This window comes from Acinetobacter sp. MYb191 (assembly GCF_037572605.1).
GTDB lineage: Bacteria > Pseudomonadota > Gammaproteobacteria > Pseudomonadales > Moraxellaceae > Acinetobacter > Acinetobacter johnsonii.
The window spans coordinates 589,100-613,481 of record NZ_JBBGZP010000021.1; the positions used below are offsets into that span (position 1 = coordinate 589,100).

20 protein-coding genes are annotated in these 24,382 nt (G+C 43.1%); 9 read left to right on the plus strand and 11 right to left on the minus strand.

Going from position 1 to position 24,382, the window contains the following annotated elements; genetic code table 11:
* Positions 1-67 precede the first annotated feature (67 nt).
* The 5 genes from WH214_RS16555 to WH214_RS16575 form a co-directional block, all read right to left on the minus strand.
* Positions 68-865, minus strand: coding sequence for a thioesterase family protein (locus tag WH214_RS16555; RefSeq protein WP_339422460.1), 798 nt, complete (start codon positions 863-865; stop codon positions 68-70).
* 53 nt (positions 866-918) lie between these two features.
* Positions 919-1,593: a class I SAM-dependent methyltransferase gene (locus WH214_RS16560; RefSeq protein WP_224468762.1), complete on the minus strand. Its 675-nt coding sequence runs from the start codon at positions 1,591-1,593 to the stop codon at positions 919-921.
* Positions 1,594-1,663: 70 nt separating this feature from the next.
* Complete coding sequence (bioB, locus tag WH214_RS16565) at positions 1,664-2,656, minus strand: biotin synthase BioB (RefSeq protein ID WP_339422459.1); 993 nt, start codon at positions 2,654-2,656, stop codon at positions 1,664-1,666.
* 74 nt (positions 2,657-2,730) lie between these two features.
* Positions 2,731-4,419: an AMP-binding protein gene (locus tag WH214_RS16570; protein WP_339422458.1), complete on the minus strand. Its 1,689-nt coding sequence runs from the start codon at positions 4,417-4,419 to the stop codon at positions 2,731-2,733.
* A gap of 100 nt (positions 4,420-4,519) precedes the next feature.
* A complete protein-coding gene (locus WH214_RS16575) occupies positions 4,520-5,146 on the minus strand; it encodes a TetR/AcrR family transcriptional regulator (protein ID WP_029575068.1) in 627 nt (208 codons plus the stop codon).
* A 148-nt stretch (positions 5,147-5,294) separates the two neighbouring features.
* Between WH214_RS16575 and WH214_RS16580 the strand changes: the two genes are divergently transcribed.
* The 8 genes from WH214_RS16580 (at position 5,295) to WH214_RS16615 (ending at position 14,729) form a co-directional block, all read left to right on the plus strand.
* Entirely contained in the window at positions 5,295-6,467 is a 1,173-nt protein-coding gene (locus tag WH214_RS16580) for an isovaleryl-CoA dehydrogenase (RefSeq protein ID WP_234304752.1), read from the plus strand.
* Positions 6,468-6,503: 36 nt separating this feature from the next.
* Positions 6,504-8,105 (plus strand): carboxyl transferase domain-containing protein, encoded by a 1,602-nt coding sequence (locus WH214_RS16585; protein ID WP_339422457.1) that lies wholly within the window; start codon positions 6,504-6,506, stop codon positions 8,103-8,105.
* Positions 8,106-8,115: 10 nt separating this feature from the next.
* Positions 8,116-8,910, plus strand: a complete 795-nt coding sequence (locus WH214_RS16590) for an enoyl-CoA hydratase/isomerase family protein (RefSeq protein WP_339422456.1) — start codon at positions 8,116-8,118, stop codon at positions 8,908-8,910.
* A 20-nt stretch (positions 8,911-8,930) separates the two neighbouring features.
* On the plus strand, positions 8,931-10,922 hold the full coding sequence (locus WH214_RS16595; RefSeq protein WP_339422455.1) for an acetyl/propionyl/methylcrotonyl-CoA carboxylase subunit alpha: 1,992 nt from the start codon (positions 8,931-8,933) through the stop codon (positions 10,920-10,922).
* Positions 10,923-10,936: 14 nt separating this feature from the next.
* The gene (locus WH214_RS16600; protein ID WP_339993803.1) at positions 10,937-11,821 is read left to right on the plus strand and encodes a hydroxymethylglutaryl-CoA lyase; all 885 of its coding nucleotides are present in this window, start codon (positions 10,937-10,939) and stop codon (positions 11,819-11,821) included.
* Positions 11,822-11,847: 26 nt separating this feature from the next.
* Positions 11,848-12,552 carry a CoA transferase subunit A gene (locus tag WH214_RS16605; protein ID WP_339422453.1) on the plus strand — a complete coding sequence of 235 codons (705 nt, stop codon included), beginning with the start codon at positions 11,848-11,850 and terminating at the stop codon, positions 12,550-12,552.
* Between the two features lie 3 nt (positions 12,553-12,555).
* Complete coding sequence (locus WH214_RS16610; RefSeq protein ID WP_336955695.1) at positions 12,556-13,185, plus strand: CoA transferase subunit B; 630 nt, start codon at positions 12,556-12,558, stop codon at positions 13,183-13,185.
* Between the two features lie 134 nt (positions 13,186-13,319).
* Positions 13,320-14,729, plus strand: coding sequence for a short-chain fatty acid transporter (locus WH214_RS16615; protein WP_339422452.1), 1,410 nt, complete (start codon positions 13,320-13,322; stop codon positions 14,727-14,729).
* A gap of 102 nt (positions 14,730-14,831) precedes the next feature.
* On the opposite strand, the gene WH214_RS16620 is transcribed toward WH214_RS16615, so the two are convergent.
* The 5 genes from WH214_RS16620 to WH214_RS16640 all read right to left on the minus strand — a co-directional run bounded on the left by WH214_RS16620 (position 14,832) and on the right by WH214_RS16640 (position 20,488).
* The gene (locus tag WH214_RS16620; protein WP_339422982.1) at positions 14,832-15,854 is read right to left on the minus strand and encodes a DUF1311 domain-containing protein; all 1,023 of its coding nucleotides are present in this window, start codon (positions 15,852-15,854) and stop codon (positions 14,832-14,834) included.
* A gap of 114 nt (positions 15,855-15,968) precedes the next feature.
* Positions 15,969-17,426, minus strand: a complete 1,458-nt coding sequence (locus WH214_RS16625) for an OmpA family protein (RefSeq protein WP_339422451.1) — start codon at positions 17,424-17,426, stop codon at positions 15,969-15,971.
* A 160-nt stretch (positions 17,427-17,586) separates the two neighbouring features.
* Positions 17,587-18,822 (minus strand): dihydroorotase, encoded by a 1,236-nt coding sequence (locus WH214_RS16630; RefSeq protein WP_339993783.1) that lies wholly within the window; start codon positions 18,820-18,822, stop codon positions 17,587-17,589.
* Between the two features lie 10 nt (positions 18,823-18,832).
* Complete coding sequence (locus WH214_RS16635; protein WP_125281294.1) at positions 18,833-19,849, minus strand: aspartate carbamoyltransferase catalytic subunit; 1,017 nt, start codon at positions 19,847-19,849, stop codon at positions 18,833-18,835.
* Positions 19,850-20,134: 285 nt separating this feature from the next.
* Complete coding sequence (locus tag WH214_RS16640) at positions 20,135-20,488, minus strand: hypothetical protein (RefSeq protein ID WP_339422449.1); 354 nt, start codon at positions 20,486-20,488, stop codon at positions 20,135-20,137.
* 231 nt (positions 20,489-20,719) lie between these two features.
* Between WH214_RS16640 and rlmKL the strand changes: the two genes are divergently transcribed.
* Positions 20,720-22,924: a bifunctional 23S rRNA (guanine(2069)-N(7))-methyltransferase RlmK/23S rRNA (guanine(2445)-N(2))-methyltransferase RlmL gene (gene rlmKL, locus WH214_RS16645; protein WP_339422448.1), complete on the plus strand. Its 2,205-nt coding sequence runs from the start codon at positions 20,720-20,722 to the stop codon at positions 22,922-22,924.
* 122 nt (positions 22,925-23,046) lie between these two features.
* Here rlmKL and WH214_RS16650 read toward each other — a convergent pair whose 3' ends face one another.
* On the minus strand, positions 23,047-24,333 hold the full coding sequence (locus WH214_RS16650; RefSeq protein ID WP_339422447.1) for a DUF945 family protein: 1,287 nt from the start codon (positions 24,331-24,333) through the stop codon (positions 23,047-23,049).
* Between the last annotated feature and the right edge of the window lie 49 nt (positions 24,334-24,382).

A 24,382-nucleotide genomic window follows, 5' to 3' on the forward strand; every position in this document is an offset into this window, starting at 1 on the left:
CCTACAGCATGCCAATAAAAAAAGGATGAAGCAATTCATCCTTTTTTATTAAATTGACACTGACCAACTAAAACTTACGCAGGGTCAAAATCTGTTCACTACGGCCAAATGGCCCTTGTTCATCGTGCAAAACCGCACTGGTTAAGCCAATACCATCATGACCATATTGCTGAGTCGCTTCCAAACCTAACCATTTCCCTTGGGGTAAACGGTATAAATGCAGTTGTAGATCTAAATTGGGAAAGCCCCATCCAGATGCTGGATTTTGACGTGGGACAATACCGTTGGCTGTATCGACCATGCCCAATAAACGCACAAAACTTGATGTTTCCTGAGCTTCCACCATGTTCAAATCGTTATGTAACCAGACGATGCCTTTACCAGCACGGTGCCCTTCTGCCGCACGTGTCTCAATACTCTGGATATAACCACCCGGCCAACATTTCATCCCATCCCATACTGGCAAAGTTTCAGGATGTACAATCGATTGATCTTCTAGCCCTGCAATTGCACTGGTATCTTGCTTCATCATTTTCCAAGCACGGGCCACAATACAAGTCTTCCCGTTTGCCTGCATTTCCGCCTCGATCAGTTCAATGGTTTTTCCAGCACGAATGACACGGGTATGCACGGTAAACTCACCAAAAGCAATCAGTCCAAAAATATCTAAACTCACGCGTCCAATGCGCATCTCATCGCGTGGTTGAAACTGCTCTAACTCCGCACATAAAACCCCTGTTGCAGGTGCCATGTGCTGTTCATGCGGGTTCCATGCGCCTTGTGCATGAATATTGGAAAGATAAGACGCCGTACAGCTCCCATCACTGTGCTGTTCACGATTTAAAAGTTGATAATAGGCTGCCATGTGTATTCCTTCATTCTTATATTTAAAATGTATCTTTTCACTGCCATTGGTTTTTACTTTTGTGCAAAAAAACCATAATAATTCAACAGTTGACTATAAGTTCGTACTTCATGAAATCCAACTTTAGTCAGAAGCTCTCGCATCTGGCTGGCCGAGACCAAATAAAAATCTTGTTGCAGGCGCTCAATCATTTTTTCACTCTGTACCACCGTCAAACCATTGCTCTGACATAAGGTTTGTAGAACCTTGAGTTCAGTGTCATCACTAGAACGCATCAGGTCATAGCTGAGTAAAATGGCTTGATTTTTAAGACAGCGTAAAATGTCGGCAAAGAAGAATGGCTTTGCTTCAAGTGGAATAAAATGCGCCACCAATATGGCTAAAGCGGCATCAAACTGTGCACTTTCCTGTAATGCCGTCGTATCACCATGCACAAAGCGAACCCGCGTTAAATCACTATGGGTCTCGCTCAATAACTGCTGCGCTTTTTCAATCATGGTCAAAGATGGGTCAACAGCGGTAAAACTCCACGCCGGATGCTGCGCCAACAAATATGAAAGCTCATAACCTGTTCCACATCCCACAATCAATACATGCGCATGTTCTGGTAAATGTGTTTTTAAAATGGCTTGAATTTGCAGATGAACCAACTCATAACCTGGAATGAGCTTACGAATATGTTGATCATAACCATCCACTACAGTTTGACTCTGAAAGTCTTTCGCCATTTTATTGTTCACTCATCTACTTTTATTCGTCGCCCTAAATCTACACTTTCATAACCACATGTTCTAGCACTTAAGCCACAGCCATAGCATCGACCGTTAACTCAGCAAGTTGCGGTTTGGTTTTTTCTGCATGTAGCCCCAATTTTTGAAAGAGTTGTTGGTCTTTGCCTTGTGCTGTATTTGGCGTAGTCAGCAATTTTTCACCCGAAAACAGTGAGTTTGCACCTGCCATAAAAGCCAAAGCTTGGTCGGCATCGGACAACGATTCACGTCCTGCGGACAGACGAATATAGCTTTTCGGCATAATAATGCGCGCTACCGCAATAGTACGAATCCACTCGGTCACATCTAACTTGTCAACTTCTGCCAAAGGCGTACCTTGCATTGGAACCAGCATGTTGATCGGCACAGACTCAGGATGTATCGGTAAGGTCGCCAATTCAAACAATAACCCAATTCGATCTTTGGTCTCTTCGCCTAGGCCAACAATCCCGCCACTACACACTTTTAAGCCTGCCTCTCGAACATGACTTAAGGTATCCAAACGGTCATCAAAACTACGGGTACTAATCACATTTGGATAGTACTCACGAGACGTGTCTAAGTTATGGTTGTAATAATCGAGTCCTGCACCTTTTAAACGTTCGGCTTGTGAAGCATTCAGCATGCCTAGCGTCATACAGGTTTCTAAACCCAATGCTTTAACTTCACGCACCATATCCAAGACATAAGGCATATCGCGCTCATGTGGATTTCGCCATGCCGCGCCCATACAAAACCGTGTAGAACCAGAGGCCTTCGCCTGCTGTGCTTCGCTAATGACCTTTTCAACCGCAATTCTTTTTTCAGCTTCAAGCTTTGAGTCATAGCGCGCAGACTGTGAACAATATTTGCAGTCTTCAGGGCATTTACCTGTTTTGATCGATAGTAAAGTACTGACTTGGATGGCATTCGCTTCAAAGTACTGACGATGAATTTGCTGTGCTTGAAAGACCAAATCTAAAAAAGGCTGTTGGTAGAGTGCTTGTATTTCAGCGCGAGTCCAATCATTTTTCAGGTGCATATGCTATTCCTTTTGCTTTTCACTTCGGACTTTCCTTTGGCTTCAACCCAGCAAAAGAAAGTCCGTCTTCAACCTTATGCGATTTCTTTCAGATCCAGTTCATTACACATAAATTCCTGCAATTTAAACTTCTGCGCTTTGCCCGAAGCCGTCATTGGGAACTCATTAAAAAACCGTACATAACGCGGAACTTTATTGTGTGAAATATGTTCCGCACAGTACTGACGGATCGACTCTTCAGTAATTTCATGATGCTCATGTAAAATAATACAAGCACACAACTCTTCACCATAACGTGCATCGGGCAGACCAATGACTTGGACATCGCTGACATCAGGATGGGTATATAAAAAGTCTTCGATTTCTTTCGGGAATAAGTTTTCTCCGCCACGAATGACCACATCCTTAATTCGGCCTTTAATTTTCACAAAGCCAGCTTCATCCATTTCTGCGATGTCACCTGTATGCATCCAGCGTGCTGAATCAATCACTTCTTGTGACTTCTCATGGTCTTCCCAATAACCCAACATTACCGAATAGCCACGAACACACAGTTCACCCAACTGACCGCGCGGCACAACTTTGCCTTGTTCATCAACAATTTTAATTTCAAGATGTGGATGGACACGCCCTACGGTTCCGACTCGTTGTTCAACTGAATCTGATGTTGAACTTTGTGCACTGACAGGTGCCGTTTCAGTCATACCATAGCAAATGGTAATTTCAGACATGTGCATCCGATCAATGACACGCTGCATAATTTCGCGTGGGCACGGACTACCCGCCATAATGCCTGTACGTAAACTGGAAAGATCAAAATCATCAAACTGTTCATGCTCTAAAATGGCAATGAACATGGTCGGTACACCGTATGCGGCCGTACATTTTTCTTGCTGAATGGCTTTTAACGTTTCTAAAGGATTAAACACCGCCGATGGATAGACCATGGTTGAACCATGCGTAATACAAGCCAAATTACCCATCACCATACCGAAACAGTGAAAGAGCGGTACAGAAATACAGACTCGATCGGCTGGACTTAAGTGAATGGCTTCACCAACAAAATAACCATTATTGAGAATATTATTATGTGTCAGCATTGTGCCTTTCGGGTTACCCGTGGTGCCCGAAGTAAACTGGATATTGATGGTTTCATCAAACTGCGATTCGCTTGCAACGAGCTCTAGTTGATTGAGCTGTCTCTTGCTGGGGGGAGTGAGCAAATCGCTAAAACGATGCAAACCCGTATGCTCTTCTTCATCAATTTTAATAATATATTTCAAATGTGGCAGTCGTTCTGCCTTTAACACTTTATTTTCAGCACCTTTAATTTCAGGTGCAATTTTCATTAGAATATCTTGATAATTCGTGCTTTTAAATTGCGATGCAATGACCAAGCCCTTACAAGAGACTTTATTCAACACATATTCGAGCTCATTACTTTTATAGGCAGGGTTCAAGTTGACTAAAATGATGCCCGCTTTAAACGCAGCAAACTGGGTAATCGTCCATTCCACACAGTTTGGAGACCAAATCGCAAGTCGATCGCCTTTCTTCAAGCCCAGTTTTAGTAAACTACAGGCAAACGCATTGACCTGAGCTTGTAATTCCTTATACGTGAGTCTGACATTTTGATGCAGGCTGACAACAGCATCTTGTTCCGCATACTGCTGACAAGCCTGATCAAATTTCTCACCAATTGTCATGCCTAATAGGGGCTGACTGCTCGTTCCATAGGCATAACTTAACCGTTCTTGTGTCATCGAATCGATCTCCTTGATTCATTGTAATCTTGTTATTCAACTTTAATTGTTCTATGACTACTTCCCTTCAAACACCAAGCCTTTGTGTTCACACCTGCTACTATTTTTCCTCCTGAACCTGAACTGCATTGACACAAAATTCGGCAATTTGTTTCACAAAGTAGTCTTTATAGTTTTGATCAAACATCACATTTCGAGACGGATTTAAAGGCTCAATTACCACAAAAGTCATAGCACCGACCACACAAAGTGCTGCGGTATTTAAATCTTCAAATCCAAACTCACCGTTAATTTTCCCTGCGGCCAGTATTTCTTTGATGCTCTGTTTAATCAGCTGTTTACTGCGAAAACGTTCATGTTCTAACTCAGCATCGACTGGCTCAAACATGAGTGAATACGCAAGTTGGGGGCTATTCATAGCACGTTTCACAAACGTGGTTACCGCCTTGTCCAATTTCTGTTTTGACGTAAGCTCACTTTCAGCAATGTGATTTAAAATTTTCACCTCATGCTGAATGGCCTCAGACAAAACCTCAATTAACACTTGGCTTTTGTTATCGAAGTATCGATACACCAAACCACTCGAAACTCCCGCGCGTTCAGCAATTGCTTGAATTTGCGCGTCTTTAATTCCCCCTTGAGCAATAAGTTCACGAGCAGATTGCAAAATCGCTTCACGATTTTGTTCCATTCGTTCTTGCATCAACGATGATCTTTTATAACTCATAATTCTATTCTCAACCAGATAAAATGAATTGTAAATCAATTTGTGAATTTTAGTTCACTTTTTTAAAAATTCGATGTATTGTAAAAATCAAGCACAACAAAAATGCTTTATCAGGAACAATAAATACACTCATAGGACGAATGAAGAAATGACCCTACAAAGCTTAAATTTCGGTTTAGATGAAACACTCATTGCACTGCGTGATTCCGTTGCGGCTTTTTGTGCCAAGGAAATTACTCCTATTGCTCAACAAGTCGATCAGAACAACGAATTTCCAGCTCAGTTGTGGAAAAAATTTGGCGATATGGGCTTACTCGGTCTGACCGTCAGTGAAGAATATGGCGGTACAGGTCTAGGTTATTTAGCGCATATCATTGCCATGCAAGAAATCTCACGTGCTTCAGCTTCGATTGGTCTTTCTTATGGTGCACATTCTAACCTATGTGTGAATCAAATTAACCGAAATGGCAGCGAGGAACAAAAGCAGCGCTATTTACCGAAGCTAATTTCAGGTGAATATGTCGGTGCACTTGCCATGTCTGAACCAAACGCAGGCTCAGACGTGGTGAGCATGAAACTCAAAGCTGAAGATTGTGGCGATCACTTCCTGTTAAATGGTTCAAAAATGTGGATCACCAATGGTGGTGATGCTGATGTGCTTGTGGTTTATGCCAAAACGGATCTGCATGCAGGCGCTAAAGGCATGACTGCTTTCCTTGTAGAAAAAGACATGGAAGGTTTTAGCCATGGCACACATTTAGACAAGTTGGGTATGCGTGGTTCGAACACTTACCCGCTGTTCTTTGACAACGTGAAAGTGCCAAAAGAAAACGTAATGGGCGGTGTTGGAAACGGCACGAAAGTACTTATGAGTGGTTTGGACTATGAGCGTGCGGTTTTAAGCGCAGGTCCTTTAGGCATTATGGATGCCTGCATGGACACCGTGATTCCGTATATCCATGACCGTAAACAATTCGGCCAAGCGCTCGGTGAGTTCCAGTTGATGCAAGGAAAAATTGCCGATATGTATTCGACTTGGTTGGCATGTAAAGCGTTGGTTTATGCCGTGGGTGCTGAGTGCGACAAGGCCGACCATAGCCGTAGCCTACGTAAAGATGCAGCAAGTGCAATTTTATATGCTGCGGAAAAAGCCACATGGATGGCAGGTGAAACCATTCAGACCTTAGGTGGAAATGGCTATATCAATGAGTTTTCCGCAGGCCGTCTATGGCGCGATGCAAAACTCTATGAAATTGGCGCGGGAACTTCTGAAATTCGCCGTATGTTGATTGGCCGTGAACTGTTTAATGAAACAGCTTAACCCTCCACAACAATAAAAATGACAAGGATGTTCGTGATGAATCAATTACATAGCAAGATCAATATTCGAAGTGAAGACTTCAAAACCAACCAAACCGCGATGCAAAGCTTGGTCGATGACTTAAAGCAAAAAGCAGAACAAATTGCTTTAGGCGGCGGCGAAGCGGCGCGACAAAAGCATTTGGCACGCGGAAAGCTGTTAGCACGTGATCGTATTGATCAGTTAATTGATGCAGGCACGGCATTCCTTGAAATTGGTCAGTTGGCAGCACAAAACGTCTATGCAGACGATGTGCCTGCGGCTGGTGTCGTTGCTGGTGTAGGTCAGGTCAATGGTGTGACCTGCATGATCGTCGCCAACGATGCGACAGTAAAAGGCGGCACGTACTACCCACTGACTGTGAAAAAACACTTACGTGCTCAAGAAATTGCGGAGCAAAACCATCTGCCATGTATTTATTTGGTTGACTCAGGTGGTGCCTATTTACCAATGCAAGACGAAGTTTTCCCTGACCGCGATCACTTTGGCCGTATTTTCTATAATCAAGCACGCATGTCGAGCATGGGGATTGCCCAAATTGCGGTGGTAATGGGGAGTTGTACGGCTGGCGGTGCATACGTACCTGCCATGTCTGATGAAACCATTATTGTGCGTAATCAAGGGACGATTTTCTTAGGTGGCCCACCGCTGGTGAAAGCGGCAACAGGTGAAGTGGTCAGCAGTGAAGACTTAGGCGGTGGTGATGTGCATACTCGCCTGTCAGGTGTGGCCGATCATTTGGCTGAAAACGATGAACATGCAATTGCCATTGCTCGTAACATCGTAGCCAACCTAAATAAAGCACCACATACGCGTACAACAGAGATTGAAGAACCGTTATTTGATGCAACTGAACTGTATGGTGTTGTTCCAAGTGATGCGCGCAAACCATTCGATATTCGTGAAGTAATTGCGCGCATTGTCGATGGTTCACGGTTTGATGAATTCAAAGCTCGCTTTGGCACCACCTTAGTCACTGGTTTTGCCAAAATCTATGGCATGCCCATTGGCATTATTGCCAACAACGGTATTTTATTTTCAGAGTCTGCACAGAAAGGGGCTCACTTTATTGAACTCTGTACGCAGCGCAATATTCCCCTACTGTTCCTTCAAAACATTACTGGCTTTATGGTCGGTCGCCAATACGAAAATGAAGGCATTGCCAAAAATGGCGCTAAACTGGTCATGGCTGTTGCAACTGCGAACGTGCCGAAACTTACCCTTGTGATTGGTGGTTCATTTGGTGCAGGCAACTACGGTATGTGTGGTCGTGCCTATTCTCCACGCTTCATGTGGACATGGCCCAACTCGCGTATTTCGGTCATGGGTGGTGAACAAGCGGCAAGTGTATTGTCGACCTTAAAGCGTGATCAAATCGAAAAACGTGGCGAGTCTTGGTCTGCGGCAGAAGAAGATGATTTTAAACAACCCTTCCGCGATCAGTTTGAACGTCAAGGCCATCCATATTATGCATCGGCGCGTTTGTGGGATGACGGTGTGATTGACCCTGCACAAAGCCGTCAGGTGCTCGGTTTAAGTTTAGCCGCAGCTTTAAATGCACCCATTCAACCGACCAAATTCGGCGTGTTCCGCATGTAGGAGATGAGCGATGAGCTTTCAATATTTACAACTCGAACAACGCGACCAAGTGGCAACGGTATGGATTAATCGTGCAGAAATGCATAATGCCTTCAATACTCAAGTGATTGAAGAACTGCACCACTGCTTTAGCGAACTCAACACGCGTGATGATGTTCGTGTCGTGATTTTAGCTGGTCGTGGCAAAAGCTTCTCAGCGGGCGCTGACCTGAACTGGATGAAAGAAGCAGGACAAGCATCACAGGCTGAAAATGAAGCCGATGCATTGAAACTAGCGAAAATGCTACAAAGTTTAGCGACATTAAAACAACCGACCATCGCCCGCGTACAAGGCATTGCTTTTGGTGGTGGGATGGGACTGGCTTCTGCCTGCGATATTTGTGTCGCAAGCAGCGATGCTAAGTTTGCAACCTCTGAAGTGCGCTTAGGTTTAGCCCCTTCAACCATTAGTCCTTATGTGATTCGTGCGATTGGTGCACGTCAAGCTTCACGCTACTTTTTAACCGCAGAACGTATTTCTGCGGAACAAGCCCTACACATTGGTCTGGCGCATGTGGTGGCCGATGCTGAACAGTTAGATGAAAAAGTCACAGAAATAGTCGATGTCTTACTTTTGGGTGGGCCAGAAGCACAAACTGCTTCAAAACAACTTATCCAAATGGTCGATCAGCAAGTGTTAACCGAAGCATTGTTGTTGCAAACTGCACAACATATTGCCCATGTACGCCAAGGATCAGAGGCGAAAAATGGCTTAAATGCTTTTTTAAATAAACACAGTCCTGTCTGGATCAAGACAACGGCATAACAACAAGAAAGGATATCGATATGTTTAATAAAATCTTAATTGCAAACCGTGGTGAAATTGCTTGTCGTGTGATCCGAACTGCAAAAAAAATGGGCATTGCCACCGTTGCAGTCTATTCAAATGCTGACGCTCAAGCACAGCACGTGCAACAAGCCGACGAAGCCATTTATATCGGCGAATCCCCTGCTGCACAAAGCTATCTACAAATTGAACGTATTATCCAAGCTGCCTTAGATACAGGCGCAGAAGCCATTCATCCAGGTTATGGCTTTCTATCTGAAAATGACCAATTTGCCAATGCTTGCCAAAAAAACAACATTGTCTTTATTGGTCCACCTGTAGATGCCATTTTAGCCATGGGCCTGAAAGCCACTTCTAAATCCTTAATGGAGAAAGCAGGCGTACCGCTGACGCCGGGCTACCATGGCACCAACCAAGATCCTGATTTTTTAAAACAACAAGCCGATGCCATTGGCTACCCTGTGCTGATTAAAGCCAGTGCTGGCGGTGGTGGTAAAGGCATGCGTTTAGTTGATCGCGGCGAAGACTTTTTAAGCCATCTAGCTTCATGTAAAAGTGAGGCGCGTTCAAGCTTTGGCAATGACGATGTTCTGGTTGAACGCTATGTAGTACAACCGCGCCATATTGAAGTACAAGTTTTTGGTGATACGCATGGTAACTATGTGCATCTATTTGAACGCGATTGTTCGGTACAACGTCGCCATCAAAAAGTACTAGAAGAAGCGCCTGCACCCCAAATGGCAGAGCCAAAACTCGAAGCCATGCGCCAAGCCGCTATTGATGCAGCACGTGCAGTGGATTATGTCGGTGCAGGTACTGTTGAATTTATTGTGGAGCAAGACGGCACAGCGTATTTCATGGAAATGAATACTCGCCTGCAAGTTGAGCATCCTGTAACAGAGATGATTACAGGGCAGGATTTGGTGGAATGGCAACTACGTGTAGCTTTTGGTGAACCACTGCCTAAACAACAACACGAGCTCAGTATTCATGGTCATGCGCTGGAAGCGCGTGTCTATGCTGAAGAACCTGAAAAAGGTTTCTTACCTGCAATTGGTAAAATCCACTACCTGCACTACCCTCAGCAAAATGAACATGTCCGCGTAGACAGTGGCATTGTTGAAGGGGATGAAATCACGACCTTTTACGACCCAATGATTGCCAAATTAATTGTTTGGGCAAAGAATCGTGAAGCCGCACTCACCCAAATGCACCATGCACTGAGTCAATTCCATGTCGATGGCTTGGGCAATAACATTGCATTCTTAGACCGTTTGGTCCGTTCAGAGTCTTTTAAAACCGCCAATCTAGACACCAACTTAATTCAACGTGAAGAAGCGTTTTTATTGCAACATAATGAAACAGCCTCTTCAGAGCTCATCATCACGGCGGCATTGATTGAACTCTTATCCCGCTTTGCCAGCAATAAAACAGCTGCAAATCCTGTATGGCAAGCAGAGTCTCTATGGCGTTTAAATATTAATGCCAGCTATGACATTAAACTGGCACTAAACGATGAAGAATATAAAGTCTATTTCAGCCCAACAGCAAAAGGCTTTACAGCGAAGTACAATGGAAAGAGCGTTTTCATTCAGGGTGAATTGTTAGAAGCACATTTAGCTAAAATTGAATGTGCAACAAGCAAAAAGACCTATGCTTATAGTTCAAATGCACAGGGCCTAACCCTGTATGCAGATGGTCAAAGCTATAAGTTTGCACATATTAAGCCTAACTTTAATACGGAAGATGATGCTTCTGATGCCAACAACTTAAAAGCACCAATGCCGGGTGTGATCACGCAAGTCTTGGTACAAAACAACAGCGCAGTGAAAAAAGATGATGTATTACTCACGCTGGAAGCGATGAAAATTGAATATTCAATTCGTGCTCCACATGACGGCATTGTCTCTACGGCTTACTTCCAAGTCGGTGATCAGGTCAAAGCAGGCGATGAATTGGTTGAGTTTTCAAGCTTGGAAGGTGCCGCATGAGTTAATTTGTCAGAATTGTTGAAGTCGGACCGCGAGATGGTTTGAAAAATGAAAAGACACCACTCACTTTGGATGACCGTCGTAAACTGATTTTAGATTTAATGCAGACAGGACTCAGTGCCATTGAAGTGGGCTCTTGTGTCTCTGCAAAGTGGGTTCCACAAATGGCACAGAGTGACGAACTCTTTGCCAGCTTACCCAAAGATCCGAATATCAGTTTTAGTTTACTGACTCCGAACTTAAAAGGGTTTGAATCTGCTTTGGCGGTCGGCTGTCAGGAGGTTGCCGTTTTTACCGCAGCCTCCGAAAGCTTTACCCAAAAAAACATCAATTGCTCGATTGACGAAAGCTTTGAAAAATTTGCAGACATCATGACTGCAGCGAAAGCCTATAACATTAAAGTGCGTGGTTATGTGTCTTGTATTGTGGACTGCCCCTATGAAGGCGCAATTGTACCGAGCAAAGTTGCACAAGTCAGCCAACGTTTGCTGGACATGGGCTGCTATGAAGTGTCCTTAGGTGAAACAATTGGCACAGCAACACCTGACCGTGTAAAAAAAGTCTGGCAGGCGTGTTTAGCTGAAATGGATGCCGCGAGTTTAGCAGGACATTTTCATAATACCTATGGCATGGCCATTGCCAATATTTACCAGTCTTTAGAGCAAGGCATTCGTGTATTTGATTCGTCCATTGCAGGTTTAGGTGGCTGCCCTTATGCCAAAGGCGCATCGGGCAATGTCTCCACAGAAGACCTTTACTACCTACTCTCCAACATGGGTTATATCACAGGGATTGATCTTGATGCACTGATGGTTGCCAGCCAAAACATCAGCCAAGTGCTACAACGCACCAATCCATCTAACTATGCCAATGCCTACTGGCAAAAGCGCTGTGCCTAAGCTATTCAATTCATAACGAGAACACTATGGTCAATAAAGTTTATTCAAGTGCAAAGGATGCACTGCAAGATGTGGTTCAAGATGGTCAAACCTTAGCGGTTGGTGGCTTTGGTTTATGCGGTATTCCAGAAAGTCTGATTGCAGCCTTAAAACAAACGGGCGTGAAAAACCTCACCTGTATTTCGAACAATGCAGGCGTCGATGGTTTCGGCTTAGGTCTTTTATTAGAAAGCAAACAAATCAAAAAAATGATTGCCTCTTATGTAGGCGAAAACAAAGAATTTGAACGTCAGTTCTTAAGTGGTGAGCTTGAAGTGGAGCTTACCCCTCAAGGCACACTGGCAGAAAAACTCCGTGCTGGCGGTGCGGGTATCCCGGCCTTCTTTACCGCAACAGGTGTCGGCACACTCATTGCCGAAGGCAAAGAAGAGCGTGAATTTAATGGCAAACCTTATATTCTAGAAAACTCGCTCACCGCTGACATTGCACTCGTGAAGGCATATAAGGCCGATACCGCAGGTAACTTAATTTTCCGTAAAACCGCACAAAACTTTAACCCTGTATGTGCAATGGCTGGAAAAGTCTGCATTGTCGAAGTTGAGGAAATTGTTGAAATTGGCACTTTAGATCCAGACCAAATCCACCTGCCGGGTATTTATGTCAATCGCATTGTGCTAAATGCAAACCCTGAAAAACGTATCGAACAACTCACATTAAAAGAGGAGGCTTAACCCATGGCTTGGTCTCGTAATGAAATGGCACAACGTGCAGCGCTTGAGCTGGAAGATGGTTTTTATGTCAATTTAGGCATTGGTTTACCCACACTGGTGGCCAACTATATTCCTGAAAACGTCAACGTCTGGTTGCAGTCTGAAAATGGATTGTTGGGTATTGGCGAGTTTCCAACGGCGGAAACAGTCGATGCCGATTTAATCAATGCTGGCAAACAAACCGTTACCGCACGTCAGGGAGCTGCATTTTTCTCTAGTGCAGAGTCTTTTGCCATGATCCGTGGAGGTCATGTCAATATTGCTATTTTAGGGGCAATGGAGGTCTCACAAAATGGTGACTTGGCGAACTGGATGATTCCGGGTAAAAAAGTCAAAGGCATGGGCGGTGCGATGGATTTGGTGGCTGGAGTACAAAAAGTGGTGGTGCTCATGGAACACTCTGCAAAAGATGGTACACCGAAAATTGTCGAGCAATGCAGCCTGCCGCTTACAGGCAAAAATGTCGTACATCGTGTGATTACTGACCTCGGTGTCATGGACATTACACAGGAAGGTGTGAAATTAGTTGAACTGGCGAAAGATGTCAGTTTTGAAGACATTCAAAAAGTGACAGGTGTTGCTCTGATCCGCTAATTCAACACCATTTATACCAATAGAAAAATAATCCAATGCCTTTAAAGCAGCGATCCTGTTTTAAAGGCATTTCTATCAGCACGGATAGGCTGAATCAAAAATTCATACCTCATAGATAAAAATGGAATCAATGCATGGAAAACTCTCAAAATATTTTGCAACGTTTTGCACTACGCGTCAGTGATTGGTCGGAGAAATGGTTCCCAGACTCTTATATTTTTGCCCTATTGGGTGTCGTGATCGTTGCGATTGCCTCTATCAGTATTGGTGCGCCTGCCAAAGATGTCGCGGTTTCCTTCGGAGATGGTTTTTGGAGTCTGATCCCTTTTACCTTACAAATGTGTATGCTGATTGTGGTTGGTTATGTGGTTTCTGTTTCAAAGCCTGTGGAGCTACTGATTCAAAAAATGGCCCGAATCCCCCATAGTGGCCGCAGTGCGATTGTTCTTGTTGCGACAGTCAGTTTATTAATTTCGCTGATTAACTGGGCCATGAGTACAGTACTGACTGCCCTGCTGGTGATTGCTTTAGCTAAACGCAAAGAACTCAATATGGACTATCGTGCTGCTGCTGCTGCCGCGATTATTGGTATGGGGGCGACGTGGGCCTTAGGTATTAGTTCTTCTGCGGCACAACTGCAAGCCAACAAAGCCAGCCTGCCCGAATCGATTTACAATCTAACCGGTGTGATTCCCTTCACTGAAACTATTTTCTTGCCTCAGTCGATGATCATGACGGCTGTATTGATTATTGCCTCGATTGCTATTGCATTTTGGTCTGCACCCAAAGGGCAAGACATTAAAACCATTGATCAATTCCCTATCCAGTTTGAGGAAGAAGCTAAACCGACACCAACCATAAAACGCCCAGGAGACTGGTTAGAGAACTCGCCTTTATTGAGTATCTTGATTGTACTCTTGGGGCTGGTTTGGATGTTCAATGAATTCAGCAAAAGCAATCCGATCTTAGCTATTTCAAGCTTAAATACCTACAACTTTATTTTTCTCATGCTGGGTATTGCACTGCATGGTACGCCACGAAATTTCCTCAATGCCGTTACCAAAGCCGTGCCAGCGGTTTCAGGTGTCCTAATTCAGTTTCCACTGTATGGCAGTATCGCCTTTATGATGACGCAAGCGTTAAACAGCCATGATTTATCGCTATCACATTATATTGCTGAGTTTTTTGTTTCGATTGCCTCCAAAGAGACCTTTGCCATTGTGATGGGCTTATATTCTGCCATTTTAGGCTTTTTCATTCCTTCTGGCGGCGGTAAATGGATTATTGAAGCACCCTATGTCATGCAAGCTGCACATGATTTAAAAGTGCATTTGGGCTGGTCGGTGCAAATCTATAATGCTGCTGAAGCCTTGCCGAATTTAATCAACCCATTTTTTATGCTGCCCATGCTCGGTATTCTCAAATTAAAAGCCAAAGATGTGATTGGCTTTACCGTCACTCAATTGGTTTTCCACCTGCCTTTGGTGCTGTTCCTACTTTGGATTTTAGGCCGTAGCCTGACCTATATGCCACCTACCTTCTAAACGAGGGAAAAAGAACACAATCTAAATAAAAAAGGACGAATCATATTCGTCCTTTTCTCATTCTATAAATACTCAATAAAGCGTATTTTTTACCTAGCCCAATTAATTAAACACATTATTTAAATACACAATGCGCTCATTGGTTTTTTGGTTAAAGCACTTGGTATATTGCAATTGTTGGTCTTGAGCACGTAAAGCTTCATCCCAATATTGCGACTGCTTTTGATAGGTTTCTTTTTCACTATCCGTCATTTGGTAGACACTTTTTTGAGAAATCACTTTACAGTCTACATCACGTTTTTCAAACCACTCGGTTTGGTCTTGTTGTAGCTGCTGTTTTTGCTCCTCAGCGAAATTGTCCCAAGTTTGGTTCAGTCGTTCCACCACTTTGACTTGATCAGCATCCAGTTCCTTCTTACGAATATTCATGGCTTTCTGTGCCAGTTCCATCTGCGCAACTTCTTGCTCATTATATTGTTTTATATTTTTCTGTATTTCGGCATTTTCTTTTTCATACGCCGCAAACTGAACCGCATGCTGAGTCACCAACACTACACCATCAATCACACCATTTTGATTCGGTACATTCAGGCTAATGCCTTCTTTATCCGTTTTAATGATGTTATAGCTAAATGCACCTTGTAGCTGATCATTATCCAAACTAAGGGAATATTCACCCTCTTCTAAGACATCACGCAAAGTACTTTGATAACCGTCCTCACACTCTTCACATGGACGCGCTAAAAACGCATTTTCAGCACGTTTCTGTAAACCTTTCGGGAAAATCACCACCAACTGGCTTTCACAGTCCAATTGCTTCGCAGTTTCAGGCTTTTCTGTGGTGGTTGAAATCCCTTTAATTTCAAAGCGTATGCCTTTATTAATCTGCGCCAATAATTTTTCATCGGCCTCATATTCACGGCTATCACGCAAACGGCGGTCTAGGGCTTTTAAGTATTCAGCTTTTAAATGCGATTGAATTTGTTCGACATTGGCAGGAGCCGTACAACTCCAATCTGACATTTCTTGTGATTCAGCAACCGTTTCTGTTTTATTCTCTGTTCGGTTACAAGCACTTAAAAATAAACTGCTCAAGATTAGACTGGCAAAAATTGTTTTCTTCATCATTGTTATAAAACCATAAGGCTGTTGTTTTTCGCAGCGTATTTAACCAAAAAATAAGCTTTTATGCGAGTATCTAAATAAAAGAACCCTGCCGTAGCAGGGTTAAAGTATCACTTAGTTGACCTTTTCTACACCACGTTCATCTACTTCACGCACCACACCAGAGTCTGTATTTAAAACCTCAAACTCGATACGGCGGTTTTTAAACTTACCTTCATCAGTTTGATTGTCTGCTATTGGCTTTTCTTGACCATAACCAATCGCTCGCAACTGCGCAGGATCGACGCCTTTAAAAATTAAATAATCCACCACCGCTTGTGCTCGATTTTGCGACAAGGTTTTATTGACTGCCGCATCTCCCGTTGCATCTGTATGCCCCATCACGGTTAGTTTGACTTGAGGTGATTTTTGCATCAGTGCTGCGGCCTGATCCAAAATCGACTTATTGACATCAGGTATCGCCGATGAAGCTGTATCAAAGTTAATAATTTGCAAATTCAATGCCGTGGCAACGTCTAGTGCTCGAACTTGCTCACGATTAATTTCTGCCAGCGCACGCTCAGCATCACTAATACTGGTATCCACGGCACGGTTTACATCCAGTGGTTGCTGAGTCACAACTGTCATATTACGCAGTAAAGTTTTAATTTGATCTGCCACTTTAAGTGCATTGGCTGGATCTTGCGATTGAATCGATAACTGATTGCCAAACCATGTTAAATTTACATTCGGCACACCTTTCAATGCACTGATTACACTGGGTATCGCATCTTGGTCGATAAATTCAGTGTGATACATACTCTGCATATCTGCACCACAGCCGATGCTGTTATTAAAAATTTGCTTTACTTCTTTTTGCAAAATTTCAACATAAGCCGCATTGGCTGAGAAAATTTGGCAAGTGACCAAGTCTCCTGTTGCCCCTGTGGTGATTTGAAATTTAGCGGGTTGGCTGGCAGTCACATTTGCAGGAGGTGCTGTTTCAGTTGTGGCTTTTTCGGTACAGGCCCTAAAAATAAAAGCAAACAATGCCGCAAAAATAATTAAAGCCAAAACTGGCAGTAAAAATGACCGTTTCTCATCTACTTTTGTAGCATGTACACTTGCAGGCGCGACATGTGTAGCCTGTCCTTGTAAGGTATTTACCCCTAATCCGGCTAGTAATGCACTTGCCCACTCAGGTAAGGCTCGGCTAATGGGATCCGTGTTGACCTGTAGTAAATGGGAAATCGCTTCAGGTTCTGAAGAGCCAGCCTCTGTGGCTAAAAATGCTAATGCAGGTGTAATCGAACGACTCAAGGTACTTTCAATTTCATCTGCGGGTGCTGCCCCGCGGACATGATCCAAAAACTGCTGCTTGAGACTGACATTCGATGCAAAAGCATCATTGAGACGTGGATTCAACTGCTGTTGAAATGCAGGAATCAGTTCAGACTTTGACTTTAATATAGACAGTAAAATTGGTAAAAAGGATTGAATTGCTTGATTTTTTTCAAGTAAATGTTGTGTATCACCCTCTAAAACAATTGCAGAGACATTTTGTTTTAGTAAATCCATAAAATCGACATTCATGAAGTCTTACCCCACTCTGTCTCATTGTTTTCATCGTCATTTTTCAGTTTATCTGTTCATTTTTTATACTTTGTAAAATATTGTATTTGCATCAGTTTTATCTAGGCCCAATAAAAAAGCCAGCCGAAGCTGACTTTTTAATCCACGTTTAATGCAATGCTTAAGCTGCAAAAGTTTTTAGAACTTTTCCTTTCACCACTTGATTGATCAAAGGTGTATTTTTCCCTTGCGACAAAATATTGTCTTTATTCACAATCCAGTCTAACTCCGGGTCAACCAATACCCAGCCTGCTTCAGCAGTCCAACGTTCAAGCATATTGGCTACCGTGGCTGGTGCAATCGTGACTTTTTCGACCCATTCTAAAGGGCTAAATAAACCTTCACATACTAATTGCACACCGAAAGCTACATAGGTATCAAAAGCAGTGATGCCCGGTTGTGTTTCAGCAAACGGTGCTAGCTTTGCAGAGCTGCTCAGCGGTTCATGATGGGTACAAATCGCATCAATCACTCCACTTTTCACGCCTTGGCGAAGAAGCTCTTTATCCGACTCAGCGCGTAGCGGCGGGCGGACGTGTGCAAGTGAGTTAAAGCCATCAATCAACTGATCTGTTAAATGCAGCTGATGCATTGCCACATCGCATGTGACTGGCAGGCCTTTATCTTTAGCGATTTTGATCAAATCGACAGAAGCGCCTGTAGACAATAAGCCAAAGTGAGCACGAACACCCGTCGCTTCAATCATTAAAAAATACTTGGCAATGGCAATGGTTTCGGCAATCGCAGGGATGGTTGGTAAGCCCTGACGCGATGCCACAAAGCCCTCATGGACACAGCCATCTTTGGCAATTTGCGGTTCTTCGGCATAAAACACCACCGTCATACCAAGGCCTGCTGCGTATTCTAAAGTGCGCAACACCACATCGTCATCTGCAAAAGGCGCATTGGCATTTGAAACGGCTGTACAACCACCCTTTTTGAGACCCGCCATATTTGCAGGTTGCTTACCTTGTAAGCCTTGGGTTTGAGCACCAATCACTTCAAGATAAATGCCGCCATCCAGCATCGCTTTTTCCATCAAACCATGAATCAAAGCACCATTGTCTTGCACAATCGGTTTTGAGTCTGGCGGTGTAAACACATGCAAAATACCATTTTCACGCGCAGCACGACCTTCTGATTTTAATGTCCCGTGCTGTTGCTGACCCGGCTCACGTAGGCGTGCACATAAGTCCACCATGGTTGGCATCAACCACTTGCCTTGACCGTCAATGGTTTCAGTGACATTGGCTGTTTCATCAACCAACTTGCCATTTTCGATATACACTGTTTGAACCGTATCTGTTTGATGAATTGGGTCAAGAACACGTACATTTTCAATTTTTACAACAGTCATGACTTATTCCTTATCCCGCAATCGCGTCTAACAAACCTTGCTCTTGCAGTTGACCTTGCATTGCAAGCGCCAAAACTGCCATACGTACTGCAATTCCGTTGGTCACCTGATTTAAAATCACAGACTGTGGACCATCGGCAATACTGGAATCAATCTCTACACCACGGTTCATAGGCCCTGGATGCATCACTATGCAATCAGGTTTTGCCATTGCCAGACGTTCTTTGTTTAAACCGTACATTTTGTAGAATTCAGCTTGAGATGACAGCGCAGGCGAATCAATGCGTTCATTTTGAATGCGTAAGGTAATAATCACGTCGCAGTCTTGAATCCCTGCTTCCATGTTATTAAATAAACGCACACCTTCACCATATTCATTAAAACCATATGGCAGCAGTGTGTTCGGTGCAATTACACGAATGTCTTTGCACCCCAGTGTTTGTAATGCAGCAACATCTGAACGTGCCACGCGTGAATGTTTAATATCACCAATGATGGCAATTGAAATATCTTCAAATTTCTTTTTGGTTTCACGGCGAATAGTCAGCATGTCCAACATAGCTTGTGTTGGATGCGCATGACGGCCATCACCTGCATTGATAATTGCAACATGCGGACAAACGGTTTGGGCAATAAAATGTGCCGCACCCGACGAAGAATGACGTACCACAAAAATATCCGCAGCCATCGCTTCTAAGTTCCACAAAGTGTCTCTGAGCGTCTCCCCTTTGGAAGTACTTGAACGTGCGATATCAATATTTAATACATTTGCAGAAAGACGTTTTGCCGCTGCTTCAAAAGTGGTACGAGTACGGGTTGAGTTTTCAAAGAAAAGGTTCATTACCGTTCGACCTTCTAAGAGGTTGTTGGTAATCAGCTGATTTTGGTCATTAAAAAAGGACTGCGCGGTGTCCAATATTTTTGTAAGAGTTTCTTTAGAAAGACCTTCGATGGTGAGGAAGTGTTTGAGATGACCATCTTGGTTGAGTTGAATCTGACTCGGAGTATGCAATGCTGCCAAGTGCATGAGAGATTCCTTGTACGTTAAGTTAACGCATTATACAGATTTTCTTTTTGATTTGGACCTTAGTTTAAAACAATTGCCTTAATTATCATCGGCTTCAAAACTAAGATTATAAAATTCTTATCTATTATTTCAACCAGTTAAATTAAACCATCAAAGGCTAAATTAGCTAAATTCAGAGTTCATCAAATTGCTATAGATATCAATTCTATAGAGTTTCTTATCTCATTTATCCAAGCGGACGTTTTAAAAAGCTCTCTTGCGAGAGCGATCCAACTTTAGCGATTCTTATCGTAAAGCGCCAATATAGTGATGTGACACTTGGGCACGGTAGATTTCTTCTTCAGTGACTTCCAACTCATGTCGTGTCGTGTCGACCTGCTTAGGTTTTTCGATCACGGCGGTTTCTTCATAGTTAAAAACATCCATGACACTGTCTAAACGACTCACCAATCGAATCAGTTCAGCATCTTCTGTACTTAAAGCAAGCTCTGCTATCTGACGTGCATAACTTGGATTTTCCACCAAATACATCACATCAATTACACGCCCCGATACACGGCGCAGACGTGCATAAAGTAAAGTTGCAATTGAAAAAGCATCAGCATGACTTACAACACCGCGATCTAACTTGGTCGACATATTCATCCCCTTTCAAGTGAAAAATATTTACTGACGATCTATCAGAAATCAGTCAGCAAATTAAACTTGCAAGGATTTAGCAAAATACGTACCAAAAACGTTATTGTTCACATGGTGATTCATTTATTTTGATATTTCCGCTGAGTAGAGGCATATTTAAAAAACCATTCAGAGGCAAAATACGTTAAACTTTAGCGAGTTTATTTTGTTTTATTTTGGTCTCTCAAATTTATGAAAACCGCTTCGCGTTTAAGCAGCTATTGGGTTACGTGTGCCGATGGCTTAGAAACCTTACTCCAAGAAGAATTAGAAGGTTTAGGTGTTCAAAACATTGAACGTTTTCCTGGGCGTTTAGTTTTCAAAGGTACACTGGAACATGCCTATCGCATTTGTATGTGGTCGCGTCTTGCGTCGCGTGTACTCACACCAATTCATGTCCATGAACTGGAATTTAGCCATGACGCACGTGATGTCGCTGAAGAGCTCTACGAAGGTGCAATGAACTTTGATTGGTCGCTGATTTTTGCACCACAAAGCACCTTCGCCGTTCGTTTACATATTGAACGTGAAATTAAGGTGAACAGCCAGTTTGCAACTCTACGCGTAAAAGACGGTATCGTGGATTCATTCATGGAAGCTGTCGGTAAGCGTCCAAGTATTGATATTAAGCAACCTGAAATTACCATTTATGCACTCGCAGGAAAAACTGAACACACCTACTGTTTAGACTTATCTGGTGATTCATTACATAAACGTGGCTACCGTCGTTATATGACCGATGCCCCAATTAAAGAAAACTTAGCCGCTGCGATTTTACAAAAAGCTAAGCTCCTTGCAAAAAGGCCCGATATTTTCCTTGACCCAATGTGTGGTTCTGGGACGTTCATTATTGAAGCATTAATGATGCTGACTGACCGTGCACCTGGTTTAGTTCGTCGTTTCGGTTTCAATGGCTGGAATGGCCATGATCATGATCTGTGGATGGGCATTAAAGCGGAAGCAGCTGAACGTCATCAAACAGCCTTGGAACAACCTCTTCCTAAGTTCTACGCATTTGATGCAGACTGGGAAGCAGTAAAAGCCACCAAGCAAAATATTATTGCTGCTGGTTTTGAACGTGTACTTGACCAGATCCAAATCGAAGAACGAACTTTAGCCGATTGGCCAAACTTTGAAGCCGAAGGAAAAACAGCTTTTATTGTGACCAATCCACCTTATGGTGAGCGTTTGGGTGATAAAGCCTCAAACCGTGCTTTATATTTAGGCTTATCTGCTTTGCTGCAAAAGAACTTCCCAAATCAAACCGCAGCAGTTATCGCCGCAGCCGTCGAGCAAGCCGATGTATTGGCCCTGAATGACCCGCAAACCATGCGTTTGATGAATGGTAAACTGCCAATTTACGTTCGTTCAGGTTCAGTTAAACCTGTTGCAGTGATCAAGCCGTTCTTGGAAACATGGCAACCGCAACAGTTTGAAGCAATTGAAGGCGCTGAAGACTTTGCTAACCGTTTACAAAAGAACATGCAGACCTTAAAGAAATGGGCAGTGAAAGAAAACATTCACTGTTTACGTTTATATGATGCTGACCTTCCAGACTTTAACGTCGCAGTCGATTTGTATGGTGAACGTTTACATGTCCAAGAATATGCGCCACCGAAAAAAATCGATCCTGAAAAAGCCAAGAAACGTTTCAATCTTGCTTTACAGGCGATTCGTGCGGTGACAGGTTTAGGCCGTGATGCGATCTTTATCAAAACACGTGCTCGCCAAGAAGGTAAAACTCAATATACCAAGCAAAGTACTGCTTCTAAGCGTTTTATCGTGCAAGAAGGCAAAGCAAAAATCTTAGTGAACTTAACTGATTACTTAGATACAGGTTTGTTCCTCGACCACCGTCAAATCCGCTTACGCATTGCACAAGAAGCACGTGGTAAGCACTTCTTGAACTTGTATAGCTATACCTCTACAGCCAGCTTACATGCAGCTTTAGGCGGCGCGGCAAGTACCACCAGTGTCGATCTTTCAAATACATATTTGAACTGGTCTAAAGAGAACTTCGTCTTGAACGGCTTAACGGTCGATCATGCCGATGAACAACATCAGTTCTTTGCTAGTGATTGTTTTGAGTGGTTAAAAGAAGGTCATGAACAGTATGAGCTGATCTTTATTGACCCACCAACCTTCTCAAACTCGAAGAAGTTCTACGGTACCTTTGATGTACAACGCGACCATTTATCATTGCTCAAACGCGCGATGAACCGTTTAACCACGGATGGTACTTTGTACTTCTCGAACAACTACCGTGGTTTTGAAATGGACGAAGAAATTTTAGCGTTTTTTGATGTCGAAGAAATTACCAGTGAAACCATTGGGCCTGATTTCAAGCGCAATCAAAAAATCCACCGTGCGTGGAAAATTACCCATCCAAAAAACTAATGCACTGAAGATGAAATACCCGCTGGCATTTCATCTTCGCTAAATTTGCATTAGACAATTTTCAGATATAAAAAAGGGACGAAATGCGTCCCTTTTTTATATGTTATACCATCATTTTTGCATTATTCAGTCAGGAAATTGGTTTGCCCATATTTGTAATCAACTGACATTTTCATGACATTCCCTTCACGTTTCACCTGCCCTGAACTCTGCATCGTCGAAAGCATGGTTTCGATCTCTTGATCAGACATGCTAATGCCTCCTTTTTGCAGATAATTATTCATGATGCGCGAGATCATATTTTTATCAAACTGAATATCTGCTTTGTATTCCATTAAACTCGGCATCATTTTCGCCATACCCATCACCGTCGATTGATGACTCGGCATAATACGCCCCGTCACACTCGCTTGTGCAACCCCTTCCCCGATAGCAAATTGGTTCTCTTTGGATTCAAAACGGAAACCTTCATTGATCACTGCCAATAAAGCAGGCTCCATATCTTTTTCCATTGCCTCTTTTGCCAAACAACTGTTTTCACTTTTCGCCAAAATATCAAACAGCGTCTGTAATTTTTGTCGGTTTACATCGAGCACATTAAAATTAAACTGTACGTTTTGGACAGCGGGCGCTGAAGGCATTTTCATTTCATCTAGACGCAATAACATTTCAGTGTTTACAACTCGGTCTGTCAGTTCACTTTGCGTTTCTATACTAAAATTCTTCAGTTCGGCATTGGTAGGTTTATTGATATCTCGATCTGACATTTTCAGCAGATCCATCTTAATTTTGGTTTCCCCCGCCTCAAGATATTCACCATTCAGCCCTTGGTTACTTTCTAACTTCAGCCCCACCATTTGCAAATGTATATTTGGATCAGTGACTGTTAAATTCGGAATTTCAAGCTGTAAATCCAGTATTTTTAACTGTTGTTCGATCGGTTTTGCACGAAACTTTAATGTCATCGGGTCTAATCTAGACTGGAGTTGAGCTTCATTGCGGGTAATCACTGGCGTAGTCAAGGTACTATTCAAAGTACCCAACCAATTCACTTTGCTTTGTACTTTAAGTGGTTCCTTCAACAAAGACTGAAGTGCGCCGGGTGCCTGAGTAATATTAATATCTGAACGAATCGCATATCCATTCCAACTCCGTTGAATATGATCCTGCCCCTTCAATTGGATCACTTCTTTCGGTTTACATGGGTCTAGGGCTAATTCAGCGGTCCAGTTCGCACTGCCATTTAAAGCACCCATTTGAAATTGTTGATATTGCAACTTTAAATCATTCGACTGTTTGGTGCTGTGTTGATAATAAGCCTTCAAGCTTTTATCCGCATAAAGATTACCCCCTACTGCGACCACGGCAAGCGTAAGTACGCCTCCAATACCCCACTTCAATTGAGTCATTTCTTCTATCTCAAGTTGTTTGTTTTTTATTAAAATAAATTATAAAGAT

Bases quoted from the DNA above. Each gene is read 5' to 3' on its own strand.
- WH214_RS16555 (WP_339422460.1), bottom strand. From the start codon at position 865: ATGGCAGCCTATTATCAACTTTTAAATCGTGAACAGCACAGTGATGGG.
- WH214_RS16560 (WP_224468762.1), bottom strand. From the start codon at position 1,593: ATGGCGAAAGACTTTCAGAGTCAAACTGTAGTGGATGGTTATGATCAA.
- bioB (WP_339422459.1), bottom strand. From the start codon at position 2,656: ATGCACCTGAAAAATGATTGGACTCGCGCTGAAATACAAGCACTCTAC.
- WH214_RS16570 (WP_339422458.1), bottom strand. From the start codon at position 4,419: ATGACACAAGAACGGTTAAGTTATGCCTATGGAACGAGCAGTCAGCCC.
- WH214_RS16575 (WP_029575068.1), bottom strand. From the start codon at position 5,146: ATGAGTTATAAAAGATCATCGTTGATGCAAGAACGAATGGAACAAAAT.
- WH214_RS16580 (WP_234304752.1), top strand. From the start codon at position 5,295: ATGACCCTACAAAGCTTAAATTTCGGTTTAGATGAAACACTCATTGCA.
- WH214_RS16585 (WP_339422457.1), top strand. From the start codon at position 6,504: ATGAATCAATTACATAGCAAGATCAATATTCGAAGTGAAGACTTCAAA.
- WH214_RS16590 (WP_339422456.1), top strand. From the start codon at position 8,116: ATGAGCTTTCAATATTTACAACTCGAACAACGCGACCAAGTGGCAACG.
- WH214_RS16595 (WP_339422455.1), top strand. From the start codon at position 8,931: ATGTTTAATAAAATCTTAATTGCAAACCGTGGTGAAATTGCTTGTCGT.
- WH214_RS16605 (WP_339422453.1), top strand. From the start codon at position 11,848: ATGGTCAATAAAGTTTATTCAAGTGCAAAGGATGCACTGCAAGATGTG.
- WH214_RS16610 (WP_336955695.1), top strand. From the start codon at position 12,556: ATGGCTTGGTCTCGTAATGAAATGGCACAACGTGCAGCGCTTGAGCTG.
- WH214_RS16615 (WP_339422452.1), top strand. From the start codon at position 13,320: ATGGAAAACTCTCAAAATATTTTGCAACGTTTTGCACTACGCGTCAGT.
- WH214_RS16620 (WP_339422982.1), bottom strand. From the start codon at position 15,854: ATGAAGAAAACAATTTTTGCCAGTCTAATCTTGAGCAGTTTATTTTTA.
- WH214_RS16625 (WP_339422451.1), bottom strand. From the start codon at position 17,426: ATGAATGTCGATTTTATGGATTTACTAAAACAAAATGTCTCTGCAATT.
- WH214_RS16630 (WP_339993783.1), bottom strand. From the start codon at position 18,822: ATGACTGTTGTAAAAATTGAAAATGTACGTGTTCTTGACCCAATTCAT.
- WH214_RS16635 (WP_125281294.1), bottom strand. From the start codon at position 19,849: ATGCACTTGGCAGCATTGCATACTCCGAGTCAGATTCAACTCAACCAA.
- WH214_RS16640 (WP_339422449.1), bottom strand. From the start codon at position 20,488: ATGTCGACCAAGTTAGATCGCGGTGTTGTAAGTCATGCTGATGCTTTT.
- rlmKL (WP_339422448.1), top strand. From the start codon at position 20,720: ATGAAAACCGCTTCGCGTTTAAGCAGCTATTGGGTTACGTGTGCCGAT.
- WH214_RS16650 (WP_339422447.1), bottom strand. From the start codon at position 24,333: ATGACTCAATTGAAGTGGGGTATTGGAGGCGTACTTACGCTTGCCGTG.